Origin of the sequence: Nocardia acidivorans NBRC 108247 (assembly GCF_001625085.1) — a bacterium.
Classification (GTDB): domain Bacteria; phylum Actinomycetota; class Actinomycetes; order Mycobacteriales; family Mycobacteriaceae; genus Nocardia; species Nocardia acidivorans.
On record NZ_BDAW01000009.1, the window covers coordinates 1 to 23,385 of the forward strand.

Consider the following 23,385-nt stretch of genomic DNA (forward strand, 5'->3'; position numbering starts at 1 on the left):
CCCCGGTCTGCCGCCGCTCACCCCGGGCGCACCGCTGCCGCGCTGCCTGGCCACCGTGCACCGCGGGGCCACGATCCATGCCCTCTGACGACACCCCGGAAACCTCTTCGCCCGCAGCGCTTCCCGATCCGCACGGCAGGGCACCGGCGGGCGAGACCCGCGGCGACCCCGGCGTCTCGGCCGCCCATGCGGAAGAATCGGCCGAGGTGGCGTCGAAAGGTGTTGGGGTTGTGAGTAAGTCGATGGTCGACAGCGGTGACCGGGACGTGCGTGTCGATACGACACCCCGGGGCGCCCTGGCTCGTGCGGCCGATTTGCCGCGGGGACACCCGGTGCTGACCCGCATGGTCACCGCGGTGATCGCCGGATTGTTGCTGTTCGCCAGCTTCCCGCCCCGCGCGCTCTGGTTCCTGGCACCGGTCGGTATCGCGGTGTTGATTCTGACCGTGCGCGGAAACGGCCGCCTGCGTGGGGGATTCGGCTACGGATTCCTCGCCGGACTGGCGTTTTTCCTGCCGTTGCTGCCGTGGACCGGAATCTATGTCGGTCCGGTGCCGTGGATCGCGCTCTCCACCGCCTTGTCGGTGTATGTCGGTCTCTTCGGCCTGCTGGTGCGGCTGGTCGGGCGGCTGCCGGGCTGGCCGCTGTGGGTGGCGAGCATGTGGTCGCTCACCGAATGGGGTCGCTCCAGTTTCCCGTTCGGCGGATTTCCCTGGGGGAGACTGGCTTTCGGTCAGGCCGACGGCTGGTATCTGTCCTACGCCAGGTTCGGCGGCGCACCGCTGGTGAGTTTCGCCGTCGCCCTCACGGGTGCGGGGCTGGCCGCCGCGGCGGTCTGGGGCCCGGGATTCACGCGTAGCACGACGGGTGCGTCACCGCGTCCGAATCGTCCCAGATCGGCGCCCCGGCGTCTCACATCCTGGAACGGAATTGTTGCTGCCGCAATGCTTGTGGCTATAGTTCCACTCACCGGAGTGATCCTCCGGACCGCGCTGCCCGGCCCGGAGGACGGCAACCGGCCGATCACGGTCGCCGCGATCCAGGGCAGCGTGCCGCGTCTGGGTCTCGATTTCAACGCCCAGCGCCGCGCGGTTCTCGACAATCACGTCCACCGCACCGAAGAGCTCGCCAGGGCCGTCGCGGCCGGGCAGGCCCCGCAGCCCGATGTGGTGATCTGGCCGGAGAACTCCTCCGATATCGATCCGCTGCGCAATGCCGATGCCTACGCCGAGATCACCCAGGCCGCGCGAGATATCAAGGCGCCCATTCTGGTTGGCGCGGTGCTGGTGAACGATGATCGCACCACCAGTAATTCGGTGATCGTCTGGACCGCCGACGGCGGCCCGGGGGAGCGGCACGACAAGAAGATCATTCAGCCCTTCGGCGAGTATCTCCCCTACCGGAGCTTTTTCCGGCACTTCTCCGAATACGCCGACCGCGCGGGCTATTTCGTCCCCGGTACGGGTGACGGCGTGGTGCACGCGCAACCGGCGAGCGGCGGCGCTCCGGTCGCCATCGGCGTGGCCACCTGTTACGAGGTCGCCTTCGATCGCGCCTTCGAGGATGCGGTGCGCGCGGGTGCGCAGATTCTGACGGTCCCCTCCAACAACGCCACCTTCGGCGACAGTGAGATGACCTATCAGCAGTTGGCCATGTCCCGCATTCGCGCGGTGGAGCACGGTCGCGCCGTGATCGTTTCGGTGACGACCGGTGTGAGCGCCATGATCACCGCCGACGGCACGATCGCGCAGCAGACCGAGCAGTTCGTTCCGGCCGCACTGGTGGACCGGCTACCGCTGCGCACGGACAAGACGATCGCCTCTCGGATAGGCCCCGCGCCGGAACGAATCTTGTGTATTCTTGCCGCGGCCGTCGCTGTGACGGCCGTGATTCGGCGGCGCGCCACCCCTGCGAATCCGGTCGAATCCCCGGACGCGGCCGGCACCCTTCCGGTCGAATAACTCTCCGCGGGCACGTGTGACGAGGGCCGTCCCCGCTCCGGCGGCCCATTCGCCGATATTTAGCTGGCGTCTGCCGACCAGCCGATTTGCCCGAGTTCACAGCCGTTCCTTATGCGAGTTACGCGAAATACGCGAGGTTTGCTTTGAGGTAGCTGTCTAAATATGCGCTCCGTCAACACCGTTCGTTGCCGGGCAACTCGAGATCACACCGATCCAGTCGGCGTGGTGCTCCGAATCATAGGGCGTGGATCACGTCCTACGGCTCGCGCGTGCGCGAAAGCCGAACGGGGGACCGGCCACGGGGGTTCGGGGAGTTGCGTCTTACAGCGGCAGAAGGAGTGATTGATGAGTTCATTGGCCACCGATCGTGTCGACCAATGTTCTTCGGGTGAATTCTCGGCTCAACCTTTCGCGCTGTCTCCCGCGCAATCGGCCCTCTGGTACGCGCAACGCATCCGGCCCGATATCCCGCTCACCATCGCCCAATACGTGGAGATCCACGGCGATCTGGATGTCGGCCGGCTGCTGTACGCCATCGAGCGGTTCGGCGCGGAGACCGAGGTGGGCCAGGTACGGCTGCTGGAGATCGACGGGGTGCCGCATCAGGTGGTCGATCCCACCTGCCGGCCGGGCTGGGCGCGCATAGACCTGCGGGACGAGCCGGATCCGCGCGCCGCGGCCCTGGCCTGGATGAACGATCACGCCAGCTCGGCCATCGATATCGAACACGATCCGCTCACCATCAATGTGGTGCTGCGGACCGGTGATTCGGACTACATGTGGTACACCCGCGGCCACCACATCGTCATCGACGGGTACGGCGCGATGAACGCCACCACCCGCACCGCCGAGATCTATACGGCCCTCGAGGATCGGACCGAGCCGGTGGTCTCGCGCGCCACCCCGCTGGCCACCATCTACGCGGACGAGAACCGCTACCACGAGACCAGCCGCTGCCGCAGCGACGCCGAGTACTGGCGCGAACAGCTCGAGGGCGTCAACGAACCGCTGAGCCTGTCCACCAGCAGTGCGGTGGGACTCGGCTCGGACGCCGGACGCCGCTGCGCCACCGCGGTCCTGGGCTCACATGTCGAGGCGGCCGTACAGGAGTCCGCGACGGCCTTCGGCACCAATCCCTCGGCGCTCTTCGTGGCCGCTCTGGCCTGCTACGTCCGTGCCGTCACCGGCAATCAGGATGTGGTGCTGAGCCTTCCGGTCTCCGCCCGCACCACCGTGGCACTGCGCCGCTCGGCGGGCGTGGTCTCCAATGTGGTGCCCATCCGGGTGCGCTTCGCAGGTCCGGCCACCGTCGCCGATACCGTGCGCGCGGTCGAATTGCAGATCACCGGAGCGCTGCGGCATCAGCGCTACCGCAGCGATGACATCCGCCGCGACTGCGGCTATTCGCGCGATGCCCGCGGCTTCTTCGGGCCGATGGTCAATCTCATGCTGTTCCACAGCGAATTGAAGTTCGGCAGTCTGGTCGGCTCGCTCAATGTGGTGTCCACCGGTCCCGTGGAGGACCTGTCGATCAATCTCTACAACGGCGATGGCAATCGCATCCACATCGACTTCGAGGCCAATCCGCGCCTGTACAGCGATGCCGAACTGGCCATGCACCACGGCCGTTTCCTGGACTTCCTGGAGCGGTTCCTGCGCGCCGACCCGCAGACCGCGGTCGGGGATATGCCCGTGCTCACCGACCTCGAGCGCGAACGCGTACTGCACGAATGGAATTCGACCCAGGTCGCGCGCCAGGAGGGCACCCTCGCCGGGCTCTTCGCCGACCGGGCCGCCATGTGCCCGAGCCGGACCGCCCTGGAATTCGAGGGCGAGACGCTCACCTACGCCGCCTTCGACGAGCGGGCCAATCGCCTGGCCCGCGAGCTCATCGCCCGCGGGGCCGGACCGGATGTCGTGGTGGGCCTGGTCATTCGCCGCAGCCTCGACCTGCTCATCGGCATGTACGCCATCGTGAAGGCGGGTGCGGCGTACCTGCCGCTGGATCCGGATCATCCGGTCGACCGCATCGAACAGATTCTGGAACAGGCGAATCCGCTGTGCGTGCTCACCGCCTCGCGCGATGCGGTCGAATTGCCCGCGTCGGCCCGCCGATTCGATATCGACACCGCCGATCTCTCCGCCCGCGGTGGCCGCCCGATCACCGACGCCGACCGCACCGCGGCCCTGCGCGCCGATCATCTGGCGTACGTGCTGTTCACGTCCGGCTCCACCGGTAAGCCCAAGGGCGTCGGCGTCTCGCACGCCGCCATCGTGAACCGGCTGCGCTGGATGCAGCACGCCTACCCCCTGGACGGCTCGGATGTGGTGCTGCAGAAGACCCCCGCCACCTTCGACGTCTCGGTGTGGGAGTTCTTCTGGCCGTTGCAGATCGGTGCGCGACTGCTCATCGCCGCACCCGACGGACACCGTGATCCGGGCTATCTGGCCCGGATCATCGCCGAGAAGGGCGTCACCACCGCGCACTTCGTGCCTTCCATGCTCTCGGTGTTCCTGACCGATACCGATGTGGCCGGGTGCACCGGCCTGACCCGGGTCTTCTGCAGCGGTGAGGCGCTGCCCGCCGCCACCGTCGCCGAATTCCACGCCGCCCTCGGCACCGGACCCGAAGCACCGCAGCTGCACAATCTCTACGGCCCCACCGAGGCCGCCGTCGACGTCACCGCCTGGCACTGCACCCCCGGTGCGACGGACGTGCCCATCGGCGCGCCCATCTGGAACACCCGCACCTATGTCCTGGACGCGCGGTTGCAGCCGGTCGCACCCGGTGTGGTCGGCGAGTTGTACCTGGCCGGTGTGCAATTGGCGCGCGGCTACCTCGGACGGCCCGGGTTGAGCGCGGATCGCTTCGTGGCCAACCCCTTCACCCCCGGCACCCGCATGTACCGCACCGGTGACCTGGTGCGCTGGCGCGGCGGACGCTCCGGTGTGCTGGAGTACCTGGGCCGCAGCGATTTCCAGGTCAAGATTCGCGGCCTGCGCATCGAACTCGGTGAGATCGAGGCGGCGCTGCTGTCCGATAAGCGGGTCGCGCGGGCGGTCTGCGTCGCCCGGCGCGGACGCGGCGGTGATGAGCTCGCCGCCTACGCGGTCGCCGCACCCGGCGCCGAACCGCTGGATCCGAGCGACCTCATCGCCGGACTGCGCCGCGCGCTGCCCGGCTACATGGTGCCGCCGGTGGTGCTGGTACTCGACGAACTACCGCTGAGCGCCAACGGCAAGATCGACCGCAAAGCTCTGCCCGATCCGGGCAGCGCACCGCGTCGCGCCCCGCACCCCAGCGACGGACCGCGCACCGAGGTCGAACACCAGCTCACCGCCATCTTCGCCCAGGTGCTCGGCCACGACGAAATAGGTGTGGGCGACAACTTCTTCGACCTCGGCGGCAACTCGCTCAGCGCCGCCCGGGCCATCGCCCGGGTCAACGGCGCGCTCGGCGCCGGACTCACCATTCGCGACCTGTTCGAATTCTCCACCGTCACCGCACTGGCCGCCCGCGTGGACAGCCTGCAGGCCGAGACCGCCTCACCCACACTCGGTGCGGCGGAGCGGCCCGCGCACATCCCGCTCTCGCTCGCCCAGCAGCGACTGTGGATCCTGAACCGCTTCGCCGAGCACGCGGCCGCCTACAATATGCCCCTCGCGGTGGAATTGACCGGGCCACTGGATGTTCCGGCACTGCGCGCGGGCCTGCTCGATGTGCTCGAACGCCACGAGAGCCTGCGCACCACCTTCCCGGACACCCCCGACGGGCCGGGCCAGGTCGTGCATCCGGCCGACGAAATTCCGCTCACCCTCGACCCGATCGCCGCCACCGACGACGATGTGCTCACCCTCGCGGGCGAATTCGCCGGGTACGGCTTCGATCTGCGCAGTCAGGCCCCGGTCCGGGTCGCGCTCTACGAGATCGCGCCGGACAAGCACGTCTTCCTCATGGTGCTGCACCACATCAGCGGTGACGGCTGGTCCATCGCACCGCTGACCCGCGACATCATGAGCGCCGTCGCGGCCCGCAGCGCCGGGGCGGCCCCGGAGTGGACGCCACTTCCGGTGCAGTACGCGGACTTCGCGCTGTGGCAGCGCGAATTGCTCGGCGACGAAGGCGATCCCGCGAGCGCGCTCGCGCGACAGCTCGCCTACTGGCGGGCCGCGCTGGCGGACCTGCCCGATCAGCTCGACCTGCCCCTGGATCGGCCGCGCCCGCGCGAGCGCTCCACCGACGGGGGCCGGGTGGAGTTCGAGATTCCCGCCGACATCCGGCGCCGGCTCGCCGCCGTCGCCGCCGAACGGGGCGTCAGTACCTTCATGGTGTTGCACGCCGCGCTCGCGGCGTTGCTCGCACGCCTGTGCAATACGACCGATATCGCCATCGGCACCCCCATCGCCGGGCGCAGCGATCCCGCGCTGGACGAGGTGGTCGGCATGTTCGTCAACACCCTGGTGCTGCGCACCCGGGTCGATCCGGCCGTCGGCTTCGATCGCATGCTCGCCGAGGTCCGCGATACCGACCTCAATGCCTTCGCCAATGCCGATGTGCCGTTCGAGCGCCTCGTCGAGGTGGTCAATCCCGAGCGCTCCGCGGCCCGGCATCCGCTGTTCCAGGTGATGCTCTCCTACGACAGCACCCCGCCGCTGCGCTTCGATATGCCCGGCGTCTCGGCCAAGGTGCTGCCGATGGCGGTGGACATCGCCAAATTCGATCTGCAGCTCACCGTGCACGAACCACTCGGCGTGGCGGCCGAGGATATGCCACTCACCGCCGAATTCGGTTATGCCGCCGATGTTTTCGACCACGGCACGGTCGAGGCCATTGCCCGGCGGTTCGGCGCGGTCCTGGCCGCGGCGGTCGCCGATCCGGCCGTACCCGTCGGCGACCTGCCCATCCTGGACGCCCGCGAGACCGCCAAACTGGTGCCCATCATGGGCTCGCCCGCCGAACCCGCCACCACCCTGGCCCGGTTGCTCACCGATACCGCCGAACGCGTTCCGGACGCCGTCGCGGTGCGCTACCTGGGACAGGACACCACCTACCGCGAACTCGACGAACGCTCGAATCGCCTGGCGCGCGTGCTGATCGAGCACGGCGCGGGCCCCGAGGTGGTGGTCGCGGTCGCCCTGCCGCGCAGCCTGGACAGCATTCTCGCGGTCTGGTCGGTCGCCAAGACCGGTGCGGCGTATGTGCCGATCGATCCGGATTACCCGGCCGATCGCATCGCGCATATGCTCGCCGACTCCGGGGCCATGCTCGGTATCACCAGTCCGGACCGCCGGGCCGAGATGCCGAATTGGCCGGGAAACCGTGGGCGGCATCGCAAGAGCTATGTCGACTGGCTGCTGATGGGTTCCGCCGAACTCGCCGCGGAGTGCGCACGATTCCCCGTCACCGCGCTCACCGATGCCGACCGGCATCATCCGCTGCGCACCGCCGGACCCGCGTACCTCATCTACACCTCCGGCTCCACCGGCAAGCCCAAGGCCGTGGTCGTCACCAACGCGGGCATCGCCTCGCTGGCGCATGAGCAGATGCATCTGTTCCACGTCACCGATTCCGCACGCACCCTGCACTTCTCGTCTCCGAGCTTCGACGCCTCGGTGCTGGAGCTGCTGCTGGGCTTCGCGGCCGGAGCGACGCTGGTGGTCGCCCCCGCCGGAATCTACGGCGGCGCCGAACTCGCCGAACTGCTGCGCGAGGAGCGCGTCACGCACGCCTTCGTGACCCCGGCCGCCCTGGGCACCGTGCCCTCGCAGGACCTGCCGGATCTCGAAGCCGTCATCGTCGGCGGCGAAGCCTGTGCCGAGGATCTGGTGCGCGTCTGGACCGATCCGCGGTCCCGGCCCGCCCATCTTCCGGTGCGCCGTATGCACAATATGTACGGTCCGTCCGAGGCGACGGTCGCGGCCACCGCCACCGGACCCATGGTCGCGGGGCAGCCCGTGCCGATCGGCCTGCCGGTGCGCGGTATGCGCCTGTTCGTGCTGGACGGTCGCCTGCATCCGGTGCCGCCGGGCGTGGCGGGGGAGCTGTACCTCTCCGGACCGGGCCTGGCGCGCGGCTACCTGGGCCGTCACGGTCTGACCGCCCTGGCGTTCCCGGCCAATCCGCATGGCCGTCGCGGTGAACGCATGTACCGCACCGGAGATCTGGTGGTCTCCGACGGGATCGGGCAGCTGCGCTTCCTGGGCCGCGCCGACGACCAGATCAAGATCCGCGGCTTCCGCATCGAACTGCGCGAAATCGATCATGTCCTGCTGTCGCACGAGGGAATCACCTTCGCGCTCACCGTGGTTCACAATGACGAGCGCGGAATCCCGCGCCTGGTCTCCTATCTGACCGCCGAGACCGAGATCGATATGGCGGCCGTCCTGGACACCGCGCGCGGACGGCTGCCCGGCTATATGGTGCCCTCGGCGCTGACCCTGCTGGAGAATCTGCCGGTCACCCCGTCCGGCAAACTCGACCGCAAGGCGCTGCCCGCACCCGATTTCGCCGCGACCGCACCCTCGCGCGCCCCGCAGACCGATCTGGAACAGCAGGTCGCGCAGGTCTTCGGCGCCGTGCTGGGCACCGAAATCCACGGCGCGGAAGACAATTTCTTCGAGGTCGGCGGCAACTCGCTGCTGGCCACCCGGCTCACCGCCGCACTGCACACCGAATTCGGTGTGGAACTGCCGGTGCGCGCCATCTTCGAAGCGCCCACCGTGGCGGGCGTAGCGGCGCGCTTGCAGGAAACGCCCCGGACGCAGCGGGCGGCGCTGGCCGTGCACACCCCGCGCCCGGAGCGCGTTCCACTGTCACTGCCGCAGCAGCGACTGTGGTTCCTCAATAGATACTCTCCCGAATCCAGTGCCTACAACATCGCGTTCGTGCTTCGAATCGACGGCGATCCGGATGTGCTCGCCCTGCGCGCCGCCCTCGGCGACCTGGTGGAGCGGCACGAGGTGCTGCGCACCGTCTTCCCCGAGGACGAGCACGGCGCGCAGCAGCGACTGCTCGAGACCGAACGCTGCCTGCCGATGCTGGACCCCGTCGAGACCGACGAGGTGGGCGCGCGCAACGCACTGCGCTCCCTGGCCCGCCGCGGCTTCGATCTGACCCGGGAAATCCCGCTGCGAATGACTCTGCTGCGCACCGGGAATCGCCGCCACCTGCTCGGCATCGTGCTGCATCACATCGCCGCCGACGGCTGGTCGCTCGGTCCGCTCACCCGGGACCTGGCCATCGCCTACGCCGCGCGGCGCGGCGGCGTAGCACCCGCATGGACGCCACTCCCGGTGCAGTACAGCGATTTCAGCCTGTGGCAGCGCGAATGCCTGGGCCGGGAATCCGATCCCGAGAGCACCGCCGCCACCCAGCTGGCCTTCTGGCGCGCCGCGCTGGCGGACCTGCCCGAGGAGATGCCGCTGCCGTACGACCGGGCCCGGCCCGCCGAGCCCACCCAGCGCGCGGGCGTCGTGCGATTCGAGGTCCCGGAAGCCTTGCAGCGCAAGCTCGGCGAGGTCGGGCGGGCGAACGGCGTCAGTATGTTCATGGTGCTGCGCTCCACCCTCGCGGTCCTGCTGCGCGTGATCACCGGTGGCCGCGATATCGTCATCGGCACCCCGGTGGCCGGTCGCACCGACACCCGGCTGGACGAACTCGTCGGCATGTTCGTCAACACCCTGGTGTTGCGTTCGGACGTGGACCCGGACCGCAGCTTCGCCGAACTGCTGCAGGCCGACCGCGATACCGAACTCGCCGCCATGGCCAATGCCGAGGTGCCGTTCGAACGCGTCATCGAGGAGATCGGCGGCGCGGCCGGCGGTGGGCGGCCGGTGCTGCAGGTCGCGCTCACCGTGCAGGACACGCCGGTTCCGGCGCTGCAACTGCCCGGGCTCGCGCTGCACGCCGAGGAACTCGATATCGCACTGGCCAAATTCGATCTCGAACTGCGGGTGCTGCCCGGCATCCCCCGCGAGGGCGAGACCGTCGCCGAGGAACGCCTCTTCGAATTCGTCTACGCCGCCGAGCTTTTCGACCAGCGCACGGTGCAGATCCTGTCCGACCGTCTCATCCGCGTGCTCGAGGCCGTCACCGCCGATCCGCGCGTGCTCATTCGCGCCATCGACGCCCGCACCGAGGCCGAACGCGAACTGCTCACCCCCGCCTGGGGTCCGGCGCCGGAACCGCAGTGCAGTCTGGCCGCGTATTTCGCCGCCACCGCACACCTGAACGCGGACCGCGAATTCCTGCGCTTCGGCGATACCGCGCTCACCTATCTCGAATCCGACGTCTACTCGAATCGACTGGCGCGGGCCCTGATCCAGCAGGGCATCGGCCCGGGCGACCGGGTGGCCCTGGGCCTGACCCGCTCGGCGGAATCGGTGCTCTCGGTACTGGCCGTCGCCAAATCCGGGGCCGCGTTCGTCCCGGTCGATCCGAACTATCCGGCGGATCGGGTGCGGCATATGCTCACCGACTCCGGCTGCCGGGTCGGTATCACCATGAGCGAGAACGCCGATCGGCTGCACGCCGCCGCCGGTGATCATGCCATGGCGTGGATGCGGCTGGACGATCCCGCACTGCTGGACGAATTGGAAGTGCTCGACGACGGCCCGATTGCCGACGCCGATCGCACCACCACGCTGTGGACCGCCGACCTCGCCTATGTCATCTACACCTCCGGCTCCACCGGAAAACCCAAGGGCGTGGCGGTAACCCACGGCGGCCTGTCCAATTTCGCCGACGAGATCCGCGACCGCATGAGGGTGGACCGCGAATCGCGCACCATGCACTTCTCCTCGCCGAGTTTCGACGCCGCCGTCTTCGATCTGCTGCTGGCGGTCGGCTCCGGCGCGACCATGGTCATCGTGCCCGCCGATATCTACGGCGGCGACGAATTGGCCGCGCTCATGGAGGCCGAGGAGGTCAGCCACACCTTCATGACCCCCGCCGCGCTCGCCACCATCGACCGGGAGCGCTGGGCCCTGCCGCACCTGCGCGCGGTCATGGTCGGCGGTGAGGCGTGCGGTCCGGAGCTGGTGGCGCGCTGGGCCCCCGGCCGCGCCATGTTCAACGGATACGGGCCGACCGAGACCACCGTGGTGGTCACCATCGCCGGACCCATGATCGCCGGGGAACCCGTCACCATCGGAACACTGGTGCGCGGTGCGCGCGCCCTGGTCCTGGACGAGCGGCTCTGCCCGGTGCCCGTGGGCGTGCCCGGTGAGCTGTACATCGGCGGACAGGGTGCCGCGCGCGGCTATATCGACCGCTACGACCTCACCGCCGCGCGGTTCATCGCCGACCCGTACGGGCCCGAGGGCTCGCGCATGTACCGCACCGGAGATGTGGTGCGCTGGACCGCCAACGGCGAGATCAGCTACCTGGGCCGCAGCGATCACCAGGTCAAGGTGCGCGGCTTCCGGATCGAACTCGGCGAGATCGACGCCGTGCTCACCGCGCACACCGGAATCCGCTTCGCGCACACCGAGGTCCGCGATATCGCGGGCACCGGGCGCATCGTGTCCTACGTCCTGCCCGCCGAGGCGCACAGCCTCGACCTGGACGAGGTGCGCGCACACTGTGCCGAACACCTGCCCGCCCATATGGTTCCGAGCAGTTTGACCCTGCTGGACCGCATTCCGCTCACCCCGGTCGGCAAGCTCGACCGCGACGCACTGCCGCAACCCCAGGCCGTCGTCGCGCCGGTCTCCCGCGATCCGGAGACCGAGACCGAACGACTGGTCGCACAGGTCATGGGTGATCTGGTCGGTGCCGAACAGCTCGGCGCGGACGACAGTTTCTTCGAGATCGGCGGAAACTCGCTGCTCGCCACCCAATTGGTGGCCCGGCTGGCCGCCGCCACCGGGGTCCGCCTCGAGGTGCGGGCCGTCTTCGCCGCGCCCACCGTGGCCGGGCTCGCCGCACAGCTGGACTCCGGTCCCGCCGCCGCGGATTCGCGCCTGGAACCGCGCCGCCGCACCCGTCCCGCGCGGATTCCGCTCTCGGCCGCCCAGCGGCGACTGTGGTTCCTGGAGAAGTTCAACGCCTCCGGGGATCAGGGCGAAGCGCTGGGCGCGTACAACATTCCGGTCGCGCTGCGCCTGCACGGCGAGCTGAACGTGCAGGCATTGCGGGCCGCGTTGCACGCGGTGCAGCGCAGGCACGAGACATTGCGCACGGTCTTCCCCGAGCTGGACGGCGAACCCTGCCAGCAGGTGCTCGAACCGGTCGACGCCGCGATCTCGCTGCCGTTGCGCGCGGTCAAACCCCGGGAGGTGCCCGACGAGATCCGCCGGGTCGCCGCCGCCGGATTCGACCTCGGCACCCAGGTTCCGGTGCGCGCCACCCTCTTGCGCCTCACCGGCGCGGCCGGGGGCAATCGGGCCGAACCGTCCGAACACGTGCTCGTCCTGGTGGTGCACCACATCGCCATGGACGGCTGGTCGCTGCAACCGCTGGCGGCCGATGTGGCCACCGCCTACCGCGCCTACGCCGGCGGCGGCGAACCGGACTGGGCCGAATTGCCCATCCAGTACGCCGATTACACGCTCTGGCAGCAGGATGTGCTGGGCGTGGAAGACGATCCGGAATCGGTGATCAGCCGCCAGCTCGACTACTGGCGGCGCGCCCTCGACGGCAGTCCCGAACTGCTGGCCGTCCCCGCCGACCGGCCGCGCCCGCCGGTGCCCAGCTACCGCGGCGGCACCGTCGAATGCACGCTGGACGCCTTCACCCATCGCGAATTGCAGTCCCTGGCAGCCGAACACGGCGTCACCATGTTCATGGTGCTGCACGCCGCGCTGGTCGCCCTGCTGCACCGGTTGACCGCCGGTGACGACATCGCTGTCGGCACACCCATCGCCGGGCGCGGACATCCGGCGCTGGATCGCATGGTCGGCATGTTCGTCGGCACCCTGGTGCTGCGCACCCGTCTCGACGGCAATGCCGCCTTCGGTGATCTGCTGCGCGCGGTGCGCGATACCGACCTGGAGGCATTCGCGCACGCCGACGTCCCATTCGAGCGCCTGGTCGAGGTGCTCAATCCCGCACGCACCCGGGCGCATCACCCGATGTTCCAGGTCATGCTGTCGGTGCAGAACCAGCCCGTACGGGTACTGGAACTGCCCGGCCTGCGGATCGAGAACGACGACGCCGATCCCGGTATCGCCAAGTTCGATCTGCAGTTCACCCTCACCGAATCCTGGACCCCGCGCCGCGAACCCGACGGCATCACCGTCTCGGTCAACTACGCGGCGGACCTGTTCGAGGAGGCCACCGCCCAGCGGCTCGCGGATCGCTTCGTGCGCATGCTCGGCGCGGCCGCCGCGAATCCGGCCACCGCCGTGGGCGATCTGGAACTCCTCGACTCCGGCGAATGGTCGGCGCTGGCACCGGTGCGCGGGGCCGAACCCGCACTGCCCATCAGCTTCCCGGAGGTGTTCGAGGCCGCGGCCAACCTCAACCGGCAGGCCATCGCCGTGCGCGCGGCGGGCACCCAGATCTCCTACGACGCCCTGGACCGCTGGACCAACCGGCTCGCCCGGGTGCTCATCGGCTACGGCGTCGGCCCGGAAACCCTGGTCGCCATGGGCATTCCGCGCTCGGCCGAATCGGTGGCCGTCACCCTGGCCATCGCCAAGGCCGGCGCCGCCTTCGTCCCGGTGGACCCCAACTATCCCGAGCAGCGCATCAGCCATATGCTGCTCGATTCCGGTGCGGCCGTGGGCATTACGCTCGCCGCGCACCGCGAGCGGATGCCCGACGGGGCCAACTGGACCGTACTGGACGCGCCCTCGTTCCGGCGGCGGGTGCTGGCCACCTCGGACGCGCCCATCACCGATGACGAACGCACCACGCCGCTGCGCATGGACAATCCGGCGTACGTCATCTACACCTCCGGCTCCACCGGCATCCCCAAGGGCGTCGTCGTCACTCACGGCGGCCTGTCCAACTTCGCCGCCGAGACCGCACAGCGGTTCGACGTCGGACCGGGCGCTCGCGTACTGCACTTCGCCACACCGAGTTTCGACGCCGCCATGCTCGACCTGCTCTTCGCGCTCGGCGGCGCGGCCACCCTGGTCATCAGCCCGCCCGGCGTGGTCGGCGGCGCGGACCTGGGACGGGTCTTCGTGGAGGAGGGCATCACGCACGCCTTCATCACCACCTCCGCGCTGGGCACGGTCGATCCGGCCGGGGTCACCGCGCTGCGGCATGTGCTCGTCGGCGGGGAGGCGCTGCCCCCGGATCTGGTCACCCGCTGGGCTCCGGGGCGCAACCTCTACAACGTGTACGGGCCCACCGAGACCACCATCGTCACGGTGATCTCGCAGCCCATGACCCCGGGCGGGCCCATCACCATCGGCGGACCCATCCGCGGTGTCGGTGCGACCGTGCTGGATTCGCGCCTGCACCCGGTACCCGCCGGGGTCACCGGTGAACTGCAACTGGCCGGGGCCGCCCTGGCCCGCGGCTACCTGCGGCGGCCCGGGCTCACCGCCCAGCGCTTCGTGGCCAACCCGTTCGGCAAGCCCGGTGAGCGCATGTACCGCACCGGCGATCTGGTGCGCTGGGTCGAGAAGGGCGGGCGCGCACGGGATCTGGAGTACGTGGGCCGCACCGACCATCAGGTCAAGATTCGCGGCTTCCGCATCGAGCTCGGTGAGATCGACGCCGCCCTGGCGCGGCACGCCGAGGTCGAATTCGCCACCACCATCGGGCATCGCACCCCGGCGGGCTCCACGGCACTGGTCGCCTATGTGAAACCGCGCACCGGGACCGCGCCCAGCATCGACGAGCTCACCGCGCACGTGGCCGAACTGGTGCCCAATTACATGGTGCCGCAGTCGATCATGCTGCTGGACCGGATACCGCTGTCCCCGGTCGGCAAGCTCGATCGGGCCGCCCTGCCCGAACCGGTCTTCGCCGCCCGCGAGGGCTACCGCGCGCCCAGCACCCCGACCGAGACGGCCCTGTGCGCCGCCTTCGCCGATGTGCTCGGCCTCGAACAGGTCGGCGTGGACGACGGCTTCTTCGAACTCGGCGGCAACTCGCTGCTGGCCACCAAGGTGGTCGGCCAGCTGCGCGCCGCCGGGGTGGACCTGCCGGTGCAGGCCATGTTCGGTGAATCCACCCCGGCCGCCATCGCCCGTCGCCTGGCCGACGCCGATGGCGACGCGGGCGCGGCCCTGGCGGCCGCCCTGCAACCGGTGCTGCCGCTGCGCCCGATCACCCCGGGCGGTGCGGCCCCGCTGTTCTGCGTTCACCCGGCCATCGGATTGGCCTGGTGCTTCGCCGGACTGCTCGCCCACCTGCCCGCCGATCGCCCGGTCTACGGTCTGCAAGCCCCGCACGTCAGCGGCGCGGAGGATCACAGGACCATCGGTGAGGCCGCGAAATACTATGTGGCACACCTGAAATCGGTACAGCCGCACGGCCCGTACCATCTGCTCGGCTGGTCGCTGGGCGGCCTGCTGGCGCACGAGATCGCGGTGCAGCTGCAGGAGAACGGCGATGAGGTGGCGCTGCTCGCGCTCATGGACAGCTACCAGCTCTCGGACCGGTGGCTCGAGGAGGCCGTGCCCGGCGTCGCCGACATCATCGGCGAATTCGGCAGCGACCTGCTCGGCGGCGACACCGACGTCGACCCGCGGATGAGCCTGCAGGAGGCCGCGGAGTTCCTGCGCGGCCGGCCGGGACCGTTCGCGGCGCTCACCGTCGATCACCTCGAACGCCTCTACACCGGCTACGCCAATGGCGCGGTCCTCGCGCACGGCTTCGAGCCGCGCGTCTTCATCGGCGACCTGCTCTTCTTCACCGCCGCCGACGATGAGATCAATCGCGCCGATCCGGACCGCACCGCCGCGGCCTGGGATCCGCACGTCACCGGAGTCGTACACGACCAACTGGTGCGGTGCCGCCACTCGGGCATGACCACGCCCGAATCCCTGGCGGTCATCGGACCGGTACTGCGGGAACAGTTGGCCGCCAGCGCCACCCGCACCGAACGGGAGGGGAGCCGATGAGTCTCGCGGTGGAGGTGCAGGGCCTGATCAAGTACTACGGCAAGGTCCGGGTACTGGACGGCATCGATCTGGAGATACCGTCCGGCACCGTCATGGGCCTACTCGGGCCCAACGGCGCGGGTAAGACCACCACGGTGCGGATCGTCACCACCCTGCTCGCGCCGAGTTCGGGCCGGGTGCAGGTCGCGGGGGTGGACGTGCTCAAGGATCCGGCGCGGGCCCGCACCCGGCTCGGATTGTCCGGACAGTACGCGGCGATCGACACCAATCTGTCCGGCTTCGAGAATCTGCGCATGGTGGCGCGCCTGTACGGGATGAGCCATAAGCGCTCGGCCGACCGCGCCACCGAACTGCTCGCCGCCCTCGGCCTCGAACACGCGGCCGGGCGGCGCGCCGGCACCTACTCCGGCGGTATGGCCCGGCGCCTCGACCTGGCCGGGGCGCTGGTCTGCCGTCCGCCCGTGGTGGTCCTGGACGAGCCGACCACCGGCCTGGATCCCCGTGGGCGACTGGATATGTGGCGGGTCATCGGCGAACTCGTGGACGACGGCACCACCGTACTGCTCACCACGCAGTACCTGGAGGAGGCGGATCTGCTCGCGGACCGCATCACCGTCATCGACCGCGGCCGGGTCATCGCGCGCGGGTCGGCCGATGAGCTCAAGACCTCCATCGGCGGTGACAAACTCACCGTCACCCTCGCCGCCGGACAGGATCCGAAACCGGCCAAACAGGTTCTCGCGCAAGTGGGAATCGGCGAACCCCTCGAGGACCCCGCCGCCGATCAGATCACCGTGGTGGTCGGCGACGGCACCCGCACCATGGTCGAGGCCCTGCGCCGACTCGACGACGCCGGGATCTGCATCCTGGACGCCGACGTGCACCGGCCCAGCCTCGACGACGTATTCCTTTCCCTCACCGGCAAATCCACGGATCGCAAGTTATCCGAATGCCGCACCGACACCGTGCAAGAGGAGATCCTGTCGTGAGCACCGCCACCGCCGAGGCCCCGGCGCAGCCCGGACCGCCCGCGGAACACAATCCGATGCTGTTGCTGCCAAGGGCGATTCGCGACAGCGCCATTGTCGCCTACCGCAATCTGCTGACCATTCTGCGCGTGCCCACCCTGCTGGTCACGGCCACCATCCAGCCGCTGATGTTCGTGTTCCTGTTCGCCTACATCTTCGGGGCGTCACTGGGCGGCAGCCAGTACCGGGAGTTCCTGCTGGCCGGAATCTTCGCCCAGACAGTGGCATTCAATGCCGCCTTCACCACCGTCGGCCTGGCCAACGACCTGCACAAGGGCATTATCGACCGGATGCGCACGCTGCCCATGTCGCGGCTGGCGGTGCTGATGGGCCGCACCCTGTCGGATCTGGTGGTCAATATCCTGGCCCTGGCCGTCATGGTGGCCTGCGGATACGCCGTCGGCTGGCGCATCAACGGCGGAATCGCCGATGCCGTCCTGGCTTTCGCGGTGATCCTGCTGTTCGCCTTCGCCATGTCGTGGGTGGGCGCGCTCACCGGGCTCATGTCACCGAGTGTGGAGGTGGCGCAGAGCGCGGGCCTGATCTGGTTGTTCCCGCTGTCGTTCATCTCCTCGGCGTTCATCTCGGGGGAGACGCTGCCCGGGCCGCTGCGCACCGTCGCGGCGTGGAATCCGATCACCGCGGTCGCCGCGGCCGGGCGCAAACTCTTCGACAACGGGTCCCCGCCCAGCTTCACCCCCGCAGTCGGATGGCCCGCCGATCACTGCGTCGAATACGCGATCCTGTGCTCGGTCGGCATTCTGGCGGTGGCGGTACCGCTGGCCCTGTTGCAGTACCGCAAGGTCGCCAGCCACTGAACGAGGTAGCGGCGCGCGAGTAACTGCGTCGCAGCATGCGCAAACCCCTCCCGGACAATGGGAGGGGCCTGTACCGTGAAAGAGACGAGGCCCCCTCCCGAACGGGAGGGGGCCTTGGTCAATTTCGCAGCGCGATCGATTTCTCGATGCGCTCAGGCGCGGCGACGGCTCTTGATGAGATCCATCCGCTCCTGCAGCAGCTCTTCCAGCTCTTCCTTGCTGCGACGCTCGAGGAGCATGTCCCAGTGCGTACGCGGCGGCTTCACCTTCTTGGGCTCCTGCGTGGTGCCCTCCATGAGCACACCCTCCTGGCCATTGCGGCACAGCCAGGTCGGGGGGATTTCGGCGTCATCGGCGAAGGGAACATCGAATTCCTCGCCGTTCTCCGTCCGGTACCGCGCCATCCGACGGGGCGCCAAGTCGTGGTCGCGGTCGGTCTCGTAGCTCACCGCTCCAAGTCGACTGCCCCGGAGTACGCGATCTGCCATGGGTGCGGTCCCTTCTCGCCTCTCGGCAACAATCAAAACTTCATGTCAACGCCACTGCTTACTCAACGCATCGGCGCGGGCTTCGGTTCCCGTGGAGATGAGAACCCCAACATTCTACTCTCCGGAGCGCACCGGTTCGCTCCGGCGTGCCCCGCGCCCGGTCACGGCCCGCAACCACTAATGTTTGCGACCATGTCTCGCCGCCTGATGCCCTGCCAATGGTGTGGAAGGGAGATCGCCGATAGTGAGATCGGGCGCCGCCGGCGCTACTGCCGGCAATCCTGCCGCCAGCGGGCTTACGAAGCTCGAAACAGTCTCAAGGGCAGCGGTATTCCCGAGGACTCGGTGGTGCTCAGCGCGCAGGAGGTCGCGGACCTGTCGGACCGGTGGTTCGCCGCGCGCTGCGCGGCCGAGGACGTGGCCACCGCGGTCGCCGAGGGAGCGGACTCCATCGAACTCACCGATCTCACCGCGATATTGGTGAAACTGACCCGGGACGCGGAGCGGCTGCGCTGACGGGTGCGGCGAGAACCGTTGCGGTGCTTCGCCCTCGGAGCGCGTAGACCAGGGCGGTGCCCAGCACCGGGACCGCGGCGACCGCACCGAAACCGGTGAGGGTGGCCGCATCCGGGTGGATGAGCGCCTGACCGCGGAACGCCTGCCAGGCGATGACGCCGAAGAGTCCGGCGTAGGTCAGCGCGAACACCCGGATCAGGTCCGCGCGAACGGCTTCGGCGCGCAGCCACGGCACTCGCCGGGCCAGTCGGGGCAGCAGCAGTGCGGCCACGATCAGGATCTGGATGCCGTGCAGGCCCAGGAAGTGCGCGATCCGCAGATCGCCGCCGGTGGTGCTCCAGTGCGTGATCGGCATGCCGCCCACACCGTCGCGCACCGGCGGCTGCCCGGCCTCGAAGGTGTGCCCGGCGGCCAGTTCGACCGGATGCCCGTACGCGTCGGTGGTCTGCTGCGCACCGCTGAAACCCATGGCGTAGGCCACCGCCATACCGGCCACCGCGATCCCCAGCCCGGCGTGAATGGCGCGGGTCAGCGGGCGATCGGTCACCTTCTGCCACGAAAGCGTCACGGCGATCACCAGATTCGCCAGGAACAGCCCGGGCACCCCGGTCATGAACACCTGCTGCCCGATCACATTGAAGGCGTCGGTTTCGGTATTGAAATGGCTGAAGGTGCCGCGCGCGGCCTGCACCACGATGAACCCGATATCCAGCACCCCGGTGATCGCGAAGATCGTTCCCATCCACCAGGTCAGGCGCTGTCCGCGATGCGGGAAGGACAGCAGCCACGCCAGGGTGAAGGCGTAGAGCACGAAGGCGACCGCGAATTTGAGCGGTTTCAGCCATACCGATTCGTGCAGCAGCATTCGATCGTCGAATGCCATGGCGCAGAGGGAGAAGGCGGCCAGTGCGGCCATGACGGCGGTCATGGCGAGCAGCGGGCGATGCATCCTGCGGGGGGCGGATACCGGTGTGGCTGCGGTCTTTTCGGCGACGCTCGTGGTCATGTCGGCGACGTTATGACCGGATTCCCGCACCGGTCGTCCCCCGGCGGTGTGGTCCGCACGTAGTACCCGGGTACTGGGTGGCCGGGGGTGATGATCTCTGCCGCACAGGTGACCGGCCCCGCCGACGCTCTCGTGCCGCGCCGCCCGCCGCCGTTCAATTCGAGCTGTACGCATGGTGTTCCGGGCCTTCCGTGCCTTCCGGGGCCGACCGAAAGGCAAAGGCAGTGACCGCGTTCGTGACGGTGAGTGGCGGCCGGATCGCCTGTGATGTGAGCGGTGACGGACCGTTGCCGGTGCTGGCGCACGGGATGGGCTTTCACCGGCAGGGTGTTCCGGCACCTGGTCCCGCCGCTGGTGCCGGCGGGCTACCGCGTGTTTGGAGGCGGCGCGCACCCTGCTCGAGACCGGCGATCTGACGGTGGGCGCGATCGCCCGCGCGGTGGGCGACAAGCACGGCACGATCCTGCACCGGGGTGATCGCGCGCAGGCTCTCGACCACCCCGGACCGCTACCGGCAGCATTTCGCCGCCTCCGGCCGCGACGCCGAGGCGGTATGGCAAGAACCCCGCGCCGAGTGGCTCGGGCGGGTTCTTCATGAAAAGCATTGCACCGGAACGGGAATCCCTCATCGATTCCCCGGACCGGTCATGCTCAGTCCGAGACGGTGCCGACATCCATGCCACGGCCCGCGAGCCACGGCAGCGGATCGATCTGCACACCGGGGGAGGTGTGCACCTCGTAGTGCAGATGCGGACCGGTGGAGTAGCCGCGGCTGCCGACGGTGGCGATCTCGTCGCCCGCGCGCACCTGCTGGCCCGGCTGCACCAGGATGTCCTGCATATGGCCGTAGACGCCGATGGTGCCGTCATCCTGCTGGATGCGCACCCACAGGCCGAAGCCCGAGGCCGGACCCGCCTCGAGGACGGTACCGTCGGTCACGGCGCGAATGGGGGTGCCGAGGCCGTCCCCGAAGTCGATGCCCGCGTGCATGGCGCCCCAGCGGGCGCCGAAGCCGGAGGTCAGCGGTCCGGCGACGGGGCGCACGGTCTTGGGGCGGGCCTGCTCGATACCCAGGTTGCGCAGGAAGTCGGTGACCTCCGGCGGCACGAACTGCGGCATCTGCGCCTCGTACGGTGTGAAGGCGGTGAACCGCGCGTCGTGCGGGGCGGCAGCGATTGCGACGGGGTTGCTCGGTTGGGCTTCGGCATTCGGGTCGGCGGCGGCCAGCGCACTCAACGAGGCGCCGACGACTGCGGAGACGGCCACTGCGCGAGTTGCGGCCGACCGGTACCGACTGGCCTTACGCAGGCCGCGAGATAACGGAACGGTTACGGGCATGCATCGAACGTACGGTGTGGTCATAACCGGTTCAAAACCCTGTAATCACCGTCACATCGGTACAAAACGCCAGGTGGAGTGTCACGGGTAGGTAACGACACGCGGGTAATTTCGGCATGACCTTGGGATCGGGTCGATTCGGGTGTATTGACCTGATCAACTCCGCCGGGCACTCTATTTAAGTGCCCACTAACGGAGTGAGAGTGCTCAGCGCCCTTGCCGACCCCACTCGGCGCGCGGTCTTCGAGGCGCTACCGCAGGGACCGCGGTCCGTCGGTGAGCTCGCCGATCTGGTCGGGGTCAGTAGCTCGGCGGTATCCCAGCATTTGAAGATCCTGCGTGAGGCCCGCCTGGTCATGGTGCAGCCCGAGGGCAATCGCCGGCTCTACGGTCTGGATCCGCGCGGATTGGCCGATGCCCGCGACTACCTCGAGCAGTTCTGGCCCAGCGCCATCGCCTCGTATTCGGCCGCGCTGTCCAGTGCCCGCGCCGATATCGCCGATACCTGAACGCGCGCCCCCTATATAGAGGCGCGCGGGTCGGAGGGAGGTGCCTCTATATAGGGGAGTAGGTGTGGCGCGGGCTTTCAGCCCACGCGCCGATAGGTTTGCTGCGCACGGCGATCCAGACCCGTGCCGGGCCAGGGCCGTTTGCGCAACTGTTTGTCGATCGCGGTGACGACCTCGGGCACGCCGATCTTCAACAGCCCGGGATCGATGGTCGGCGCGTCCGGATCACCGGTCTGCCCGGCCCACAGCACCGCATGCCTGCCCAGCAGATGCGGGGGCGGGCCACTGCGGCTGGGCGGGGTCGGCCCGAACAGCAGTACCGTGCGGGTGCCGAAAGCCGTTGCCAGATGGGCGACTCCGGTGTCACCGCAGATCACCAGCGCGGCCTCGGCGACGGTCGCGGCCAATTCGATGAGGTTCTGCTGTCCGGCCAGTACCCGGGCGGTATTGAGTCCGGCGCGCGCGGCCACCCCGAGGGCGATATCGCGTTCGGTCTCGTCACCGGTGATCACCACATCGCGGTCCTGCACCAGCAGATGCCGGACCACCGCGGCGAAACGATCCGGCGGCCAGCGCCGGGCGGCCGCGCCCGCGCCGATATGCACGACCACGCAGTCGCGATGACTGGTGGTTGCCACCGGCGGCACCAGGCCGAGATTGCGGCGATCGGCGGTGATACCGGCGGATTCGAGCAGATGGCACCACCGGTCCACATCGTGCATATCGTTCTCCCACTCGGGTCCGGCCAACTCCGGGAAGGCCGGATTACGGTAGGCGAGAATGCGTTCGGGGCGGATGCGGTGCACTTCGAGCATGCTGTCGGCGGTGGCGCTGTGCAGATTCACCAGGAGGGCGGGCGGCTCGCCGTCCCAGCGGATTCCGGTCGGTTCGGCGCTCGGGATCATCTCGTCGATGGAGGCGATCAGATCGACCAGGGGTTTGAGCCGATGCGGGGCGGCCAGTGCGATGTGGTCCCCGGGCCGGGCCCGGCGCAGTGCGCGCAGGGCAGGGACCGCGGTGAGTAGATCACCCAGCCCGCGTGCCCGCAGCACGAGTACAACCGCCACTGAGTTCTCCTAGACGTCACTGCTCCCACACGCGGAAGACCCCCCAGGACGCGCACGGAGAGCCACTGGGGGTGGACTACCCGCGGGACGAACCCTCGAAACCAGTGCCCCGCCCGATCGGCGGGGGCCGATCGGCGAGACCGGACCATTGGGACGGACGAGGCGCTAGCTCGCGGCGATCCCGCCGGTGTGTTGCGGAAAGTCGGCACGGATCAGCGGGTTTTTGTGTACTACCGCTTGTCGTTGACCCGGGGTGATCAATTACCGTATGCAGTCATGGACTTCGTCTACGACCTGTTCGTCGTGTTCCATCTGCTCGGTATGGCGGCCGTGGTCGGCGGGTATGCGGCCGCGCAGCCGCGGGTCTCGGAATTGATGGTGTGGGGAGCGCGCGCCCAGTTGATCACCGGCATCATCCTGGTCGGGATGGCCGAGTCGATCGATTCGCTGGGCAAGGATCCGAATATGCCCAAGATCATCACCAAACTCGTGGTGGCCGTTCTGGTCGCGGGCTTCGCCGAGATGGGGCGGGCCGATGCCAAGCGCGGCAAGGCGCTGCCGTGGATGACCCATGCAGCGGGCGGGCTGGCCATCCTCAATGTGTTCATCGCCGCGCTCTGGCACTGACC

At 68.9% G+C, this 23,385-nt stretch carries 11 protein-coding genes; 7 read left to right on the plus strand and 4 right to left on the minus strand.

What is annotated here, in order from left to right:
• Positions 1-344 precede the first annotated feature (344 nt).
• The 4 genes from lnt to NA10_RS03425 all read left to right on the plus strand — a co-directional run bounded on the left by lnt (position 345) and on the right by NA10_RS03425 (position 17,832).
• Complete coding sequence (gene lnt / locus NA10_RS03410; RefSeq protein WP_067563849.1) at positions 345-1,961, plus strand: apolipoprotein N-acyltransferase; 1,617 nt, start codon at positions 345-347, stop codon at positions 1,959-1,961.
• A 345-nt stretch (positions 1,962-2,306) separates the two neighbouring features.
• Positions 2,307-15,986: a non-ribosomal peptide synthetase gene (locus tag NA10_RS03415; protein ID WP_084514267.1), complete on the plus strand. Its 13,680-nt coding sequence runs from the start codon at positions 2,307-2,309 to the stop codon at positions 15,984-15,986.
• The gene (locus tag NA10_RS03420) at positions 15,983-16,975 is read left to right on the plus strand and encodes an ATP-binding cassette domain-containing protein (RefSeq protein WP_067563232.1); all 993 of its coding nucleotides are present in this window, start codon (positions 15,983-15,985) and stop codon (positions 16,973-16,975) included. Before NA10_RS03415 ends, NA10_RS03420 begins: the two co-directional genes overlap by 4 nt.
• Before the next feature lie 56 nt (positions 16,976-17,031).
• The gene (locus tag NA10_RS03425; RefSeq protein WP_067563855.1) at positions 17,032-17,832 is read left to right on the plus strand and encodes an ABC transporter permease; all 801 of its coding nucleotides are present in this window, start codon (positions 17,032-17,034) and stop codon (positions 17,830-17,832) included.
• 152 nt (positions 17,833-17,984) lie between these two features.
• Here NA10_RS03425 and NA10_RS03430 read toward each other — a convergent pair whose 3' ends face one another.
• Complete coding sequence (locus tag NA10_RS03430) at positions 17,985-18,320, minus strand: RNA polymerase-binding protein RbpA (RefSeq protein ID WP_067563234.1); 336 nt, start codon at positions 18,318-18,320, stop codon at positions 17,985-17,987.
• A 192-nt stretch (positions 18,321-18,512) separates the two neighbouring features.
• On the opposite strand from NA10_RS03430, the gene NA10_RS03435 reads away from it, so the two are divergent.
• Complete coding sequence (locus tag NA10_RS03435) at positions 18,513-18,836, plus strand: hypothetical protein (RefSeq protein ID WP_067563858.1); 324 nt, start codon at positions 18,513-18,515, stop codon at positions 18,834-18,836.
• On the opposite strand, the gene NA10_RS03440 is transcribed toward NA10_RS03435, so the two are convergent.
• Complete coding sequence (locus NA10_RS03440; protein WP_067563241.1) at positions 18,787-19,842, minus strand: class-II aminoacyl-tRNA synthetase family protein; 1,056 nt, start codon at positions 19,840-19,842, stop codon at positions 18,787-18,789. The two genes, NA10_RS03435 and NA10_RS03440, sit on opposite strands and share 50 nt — an antisense overlap.
• A gap of 651 nt (positions 19,843-20,493) precedes the next feature.
• Positions 20,494-21,180: a M23 family metallopeptidase gene (locus NA10_RS03445; RefSeq protein WP_067563243.1), complete on the minus strand. Its 687-nt coding sequence runs from the start codon at positions 21,178-21,180 to the stop codon at positions 20,494-20,496.
• Positions 21,181-21,362: 182 nt separating this feature from the next.
• On the opposite strand from NA10_RS03445, the gene NA10_RS03450 reads away from it, so the two are divergent.
• Positions 21,363-21,689, plus strand: a complete 327-nt coding sequence (locus NA10_RS03450) for an ArsR/SmtB family transcription factor (protein WP_067563247.1) — start codon at positions 21,363-21,365, stop codon at positions 21,687-21,689.
• 77 nt (positions 21,690-21,766) lie between these two features.
• On the opposite strand, the gene NA10_RS03455 is transcribed toward NA10_RS03450, so the two are convergent.
• On the minus strand, positions 21,767-22,756 hold the full coding sequence (locus tag NA10_RS03455) for a glycosyltransferase family 9 protein (protein WP_067563250.1): 990 nt from the start codon (positions 22,754-22,756) through the stop codon (positions 21,767-21,769).
• 276 nt (positions 22,757-23,032) lie between these two features.
• On the opposite strand from NA10_RS03455, the gene NA10_RS03460 reads away from it, so the two are divergent.
• Positions 23,033-23,383, plus strand: a complete 351-nt coding sequence (locus tag NA10_RS03460) for a hypothetical protein (RefSeq protein WP_067563255.1) — start codon at positions 23,033-23,035, stop codon at positions 23,381-23,383.
• Positions 23,384-23,385 lie beyond the last annotated feature (2 nt).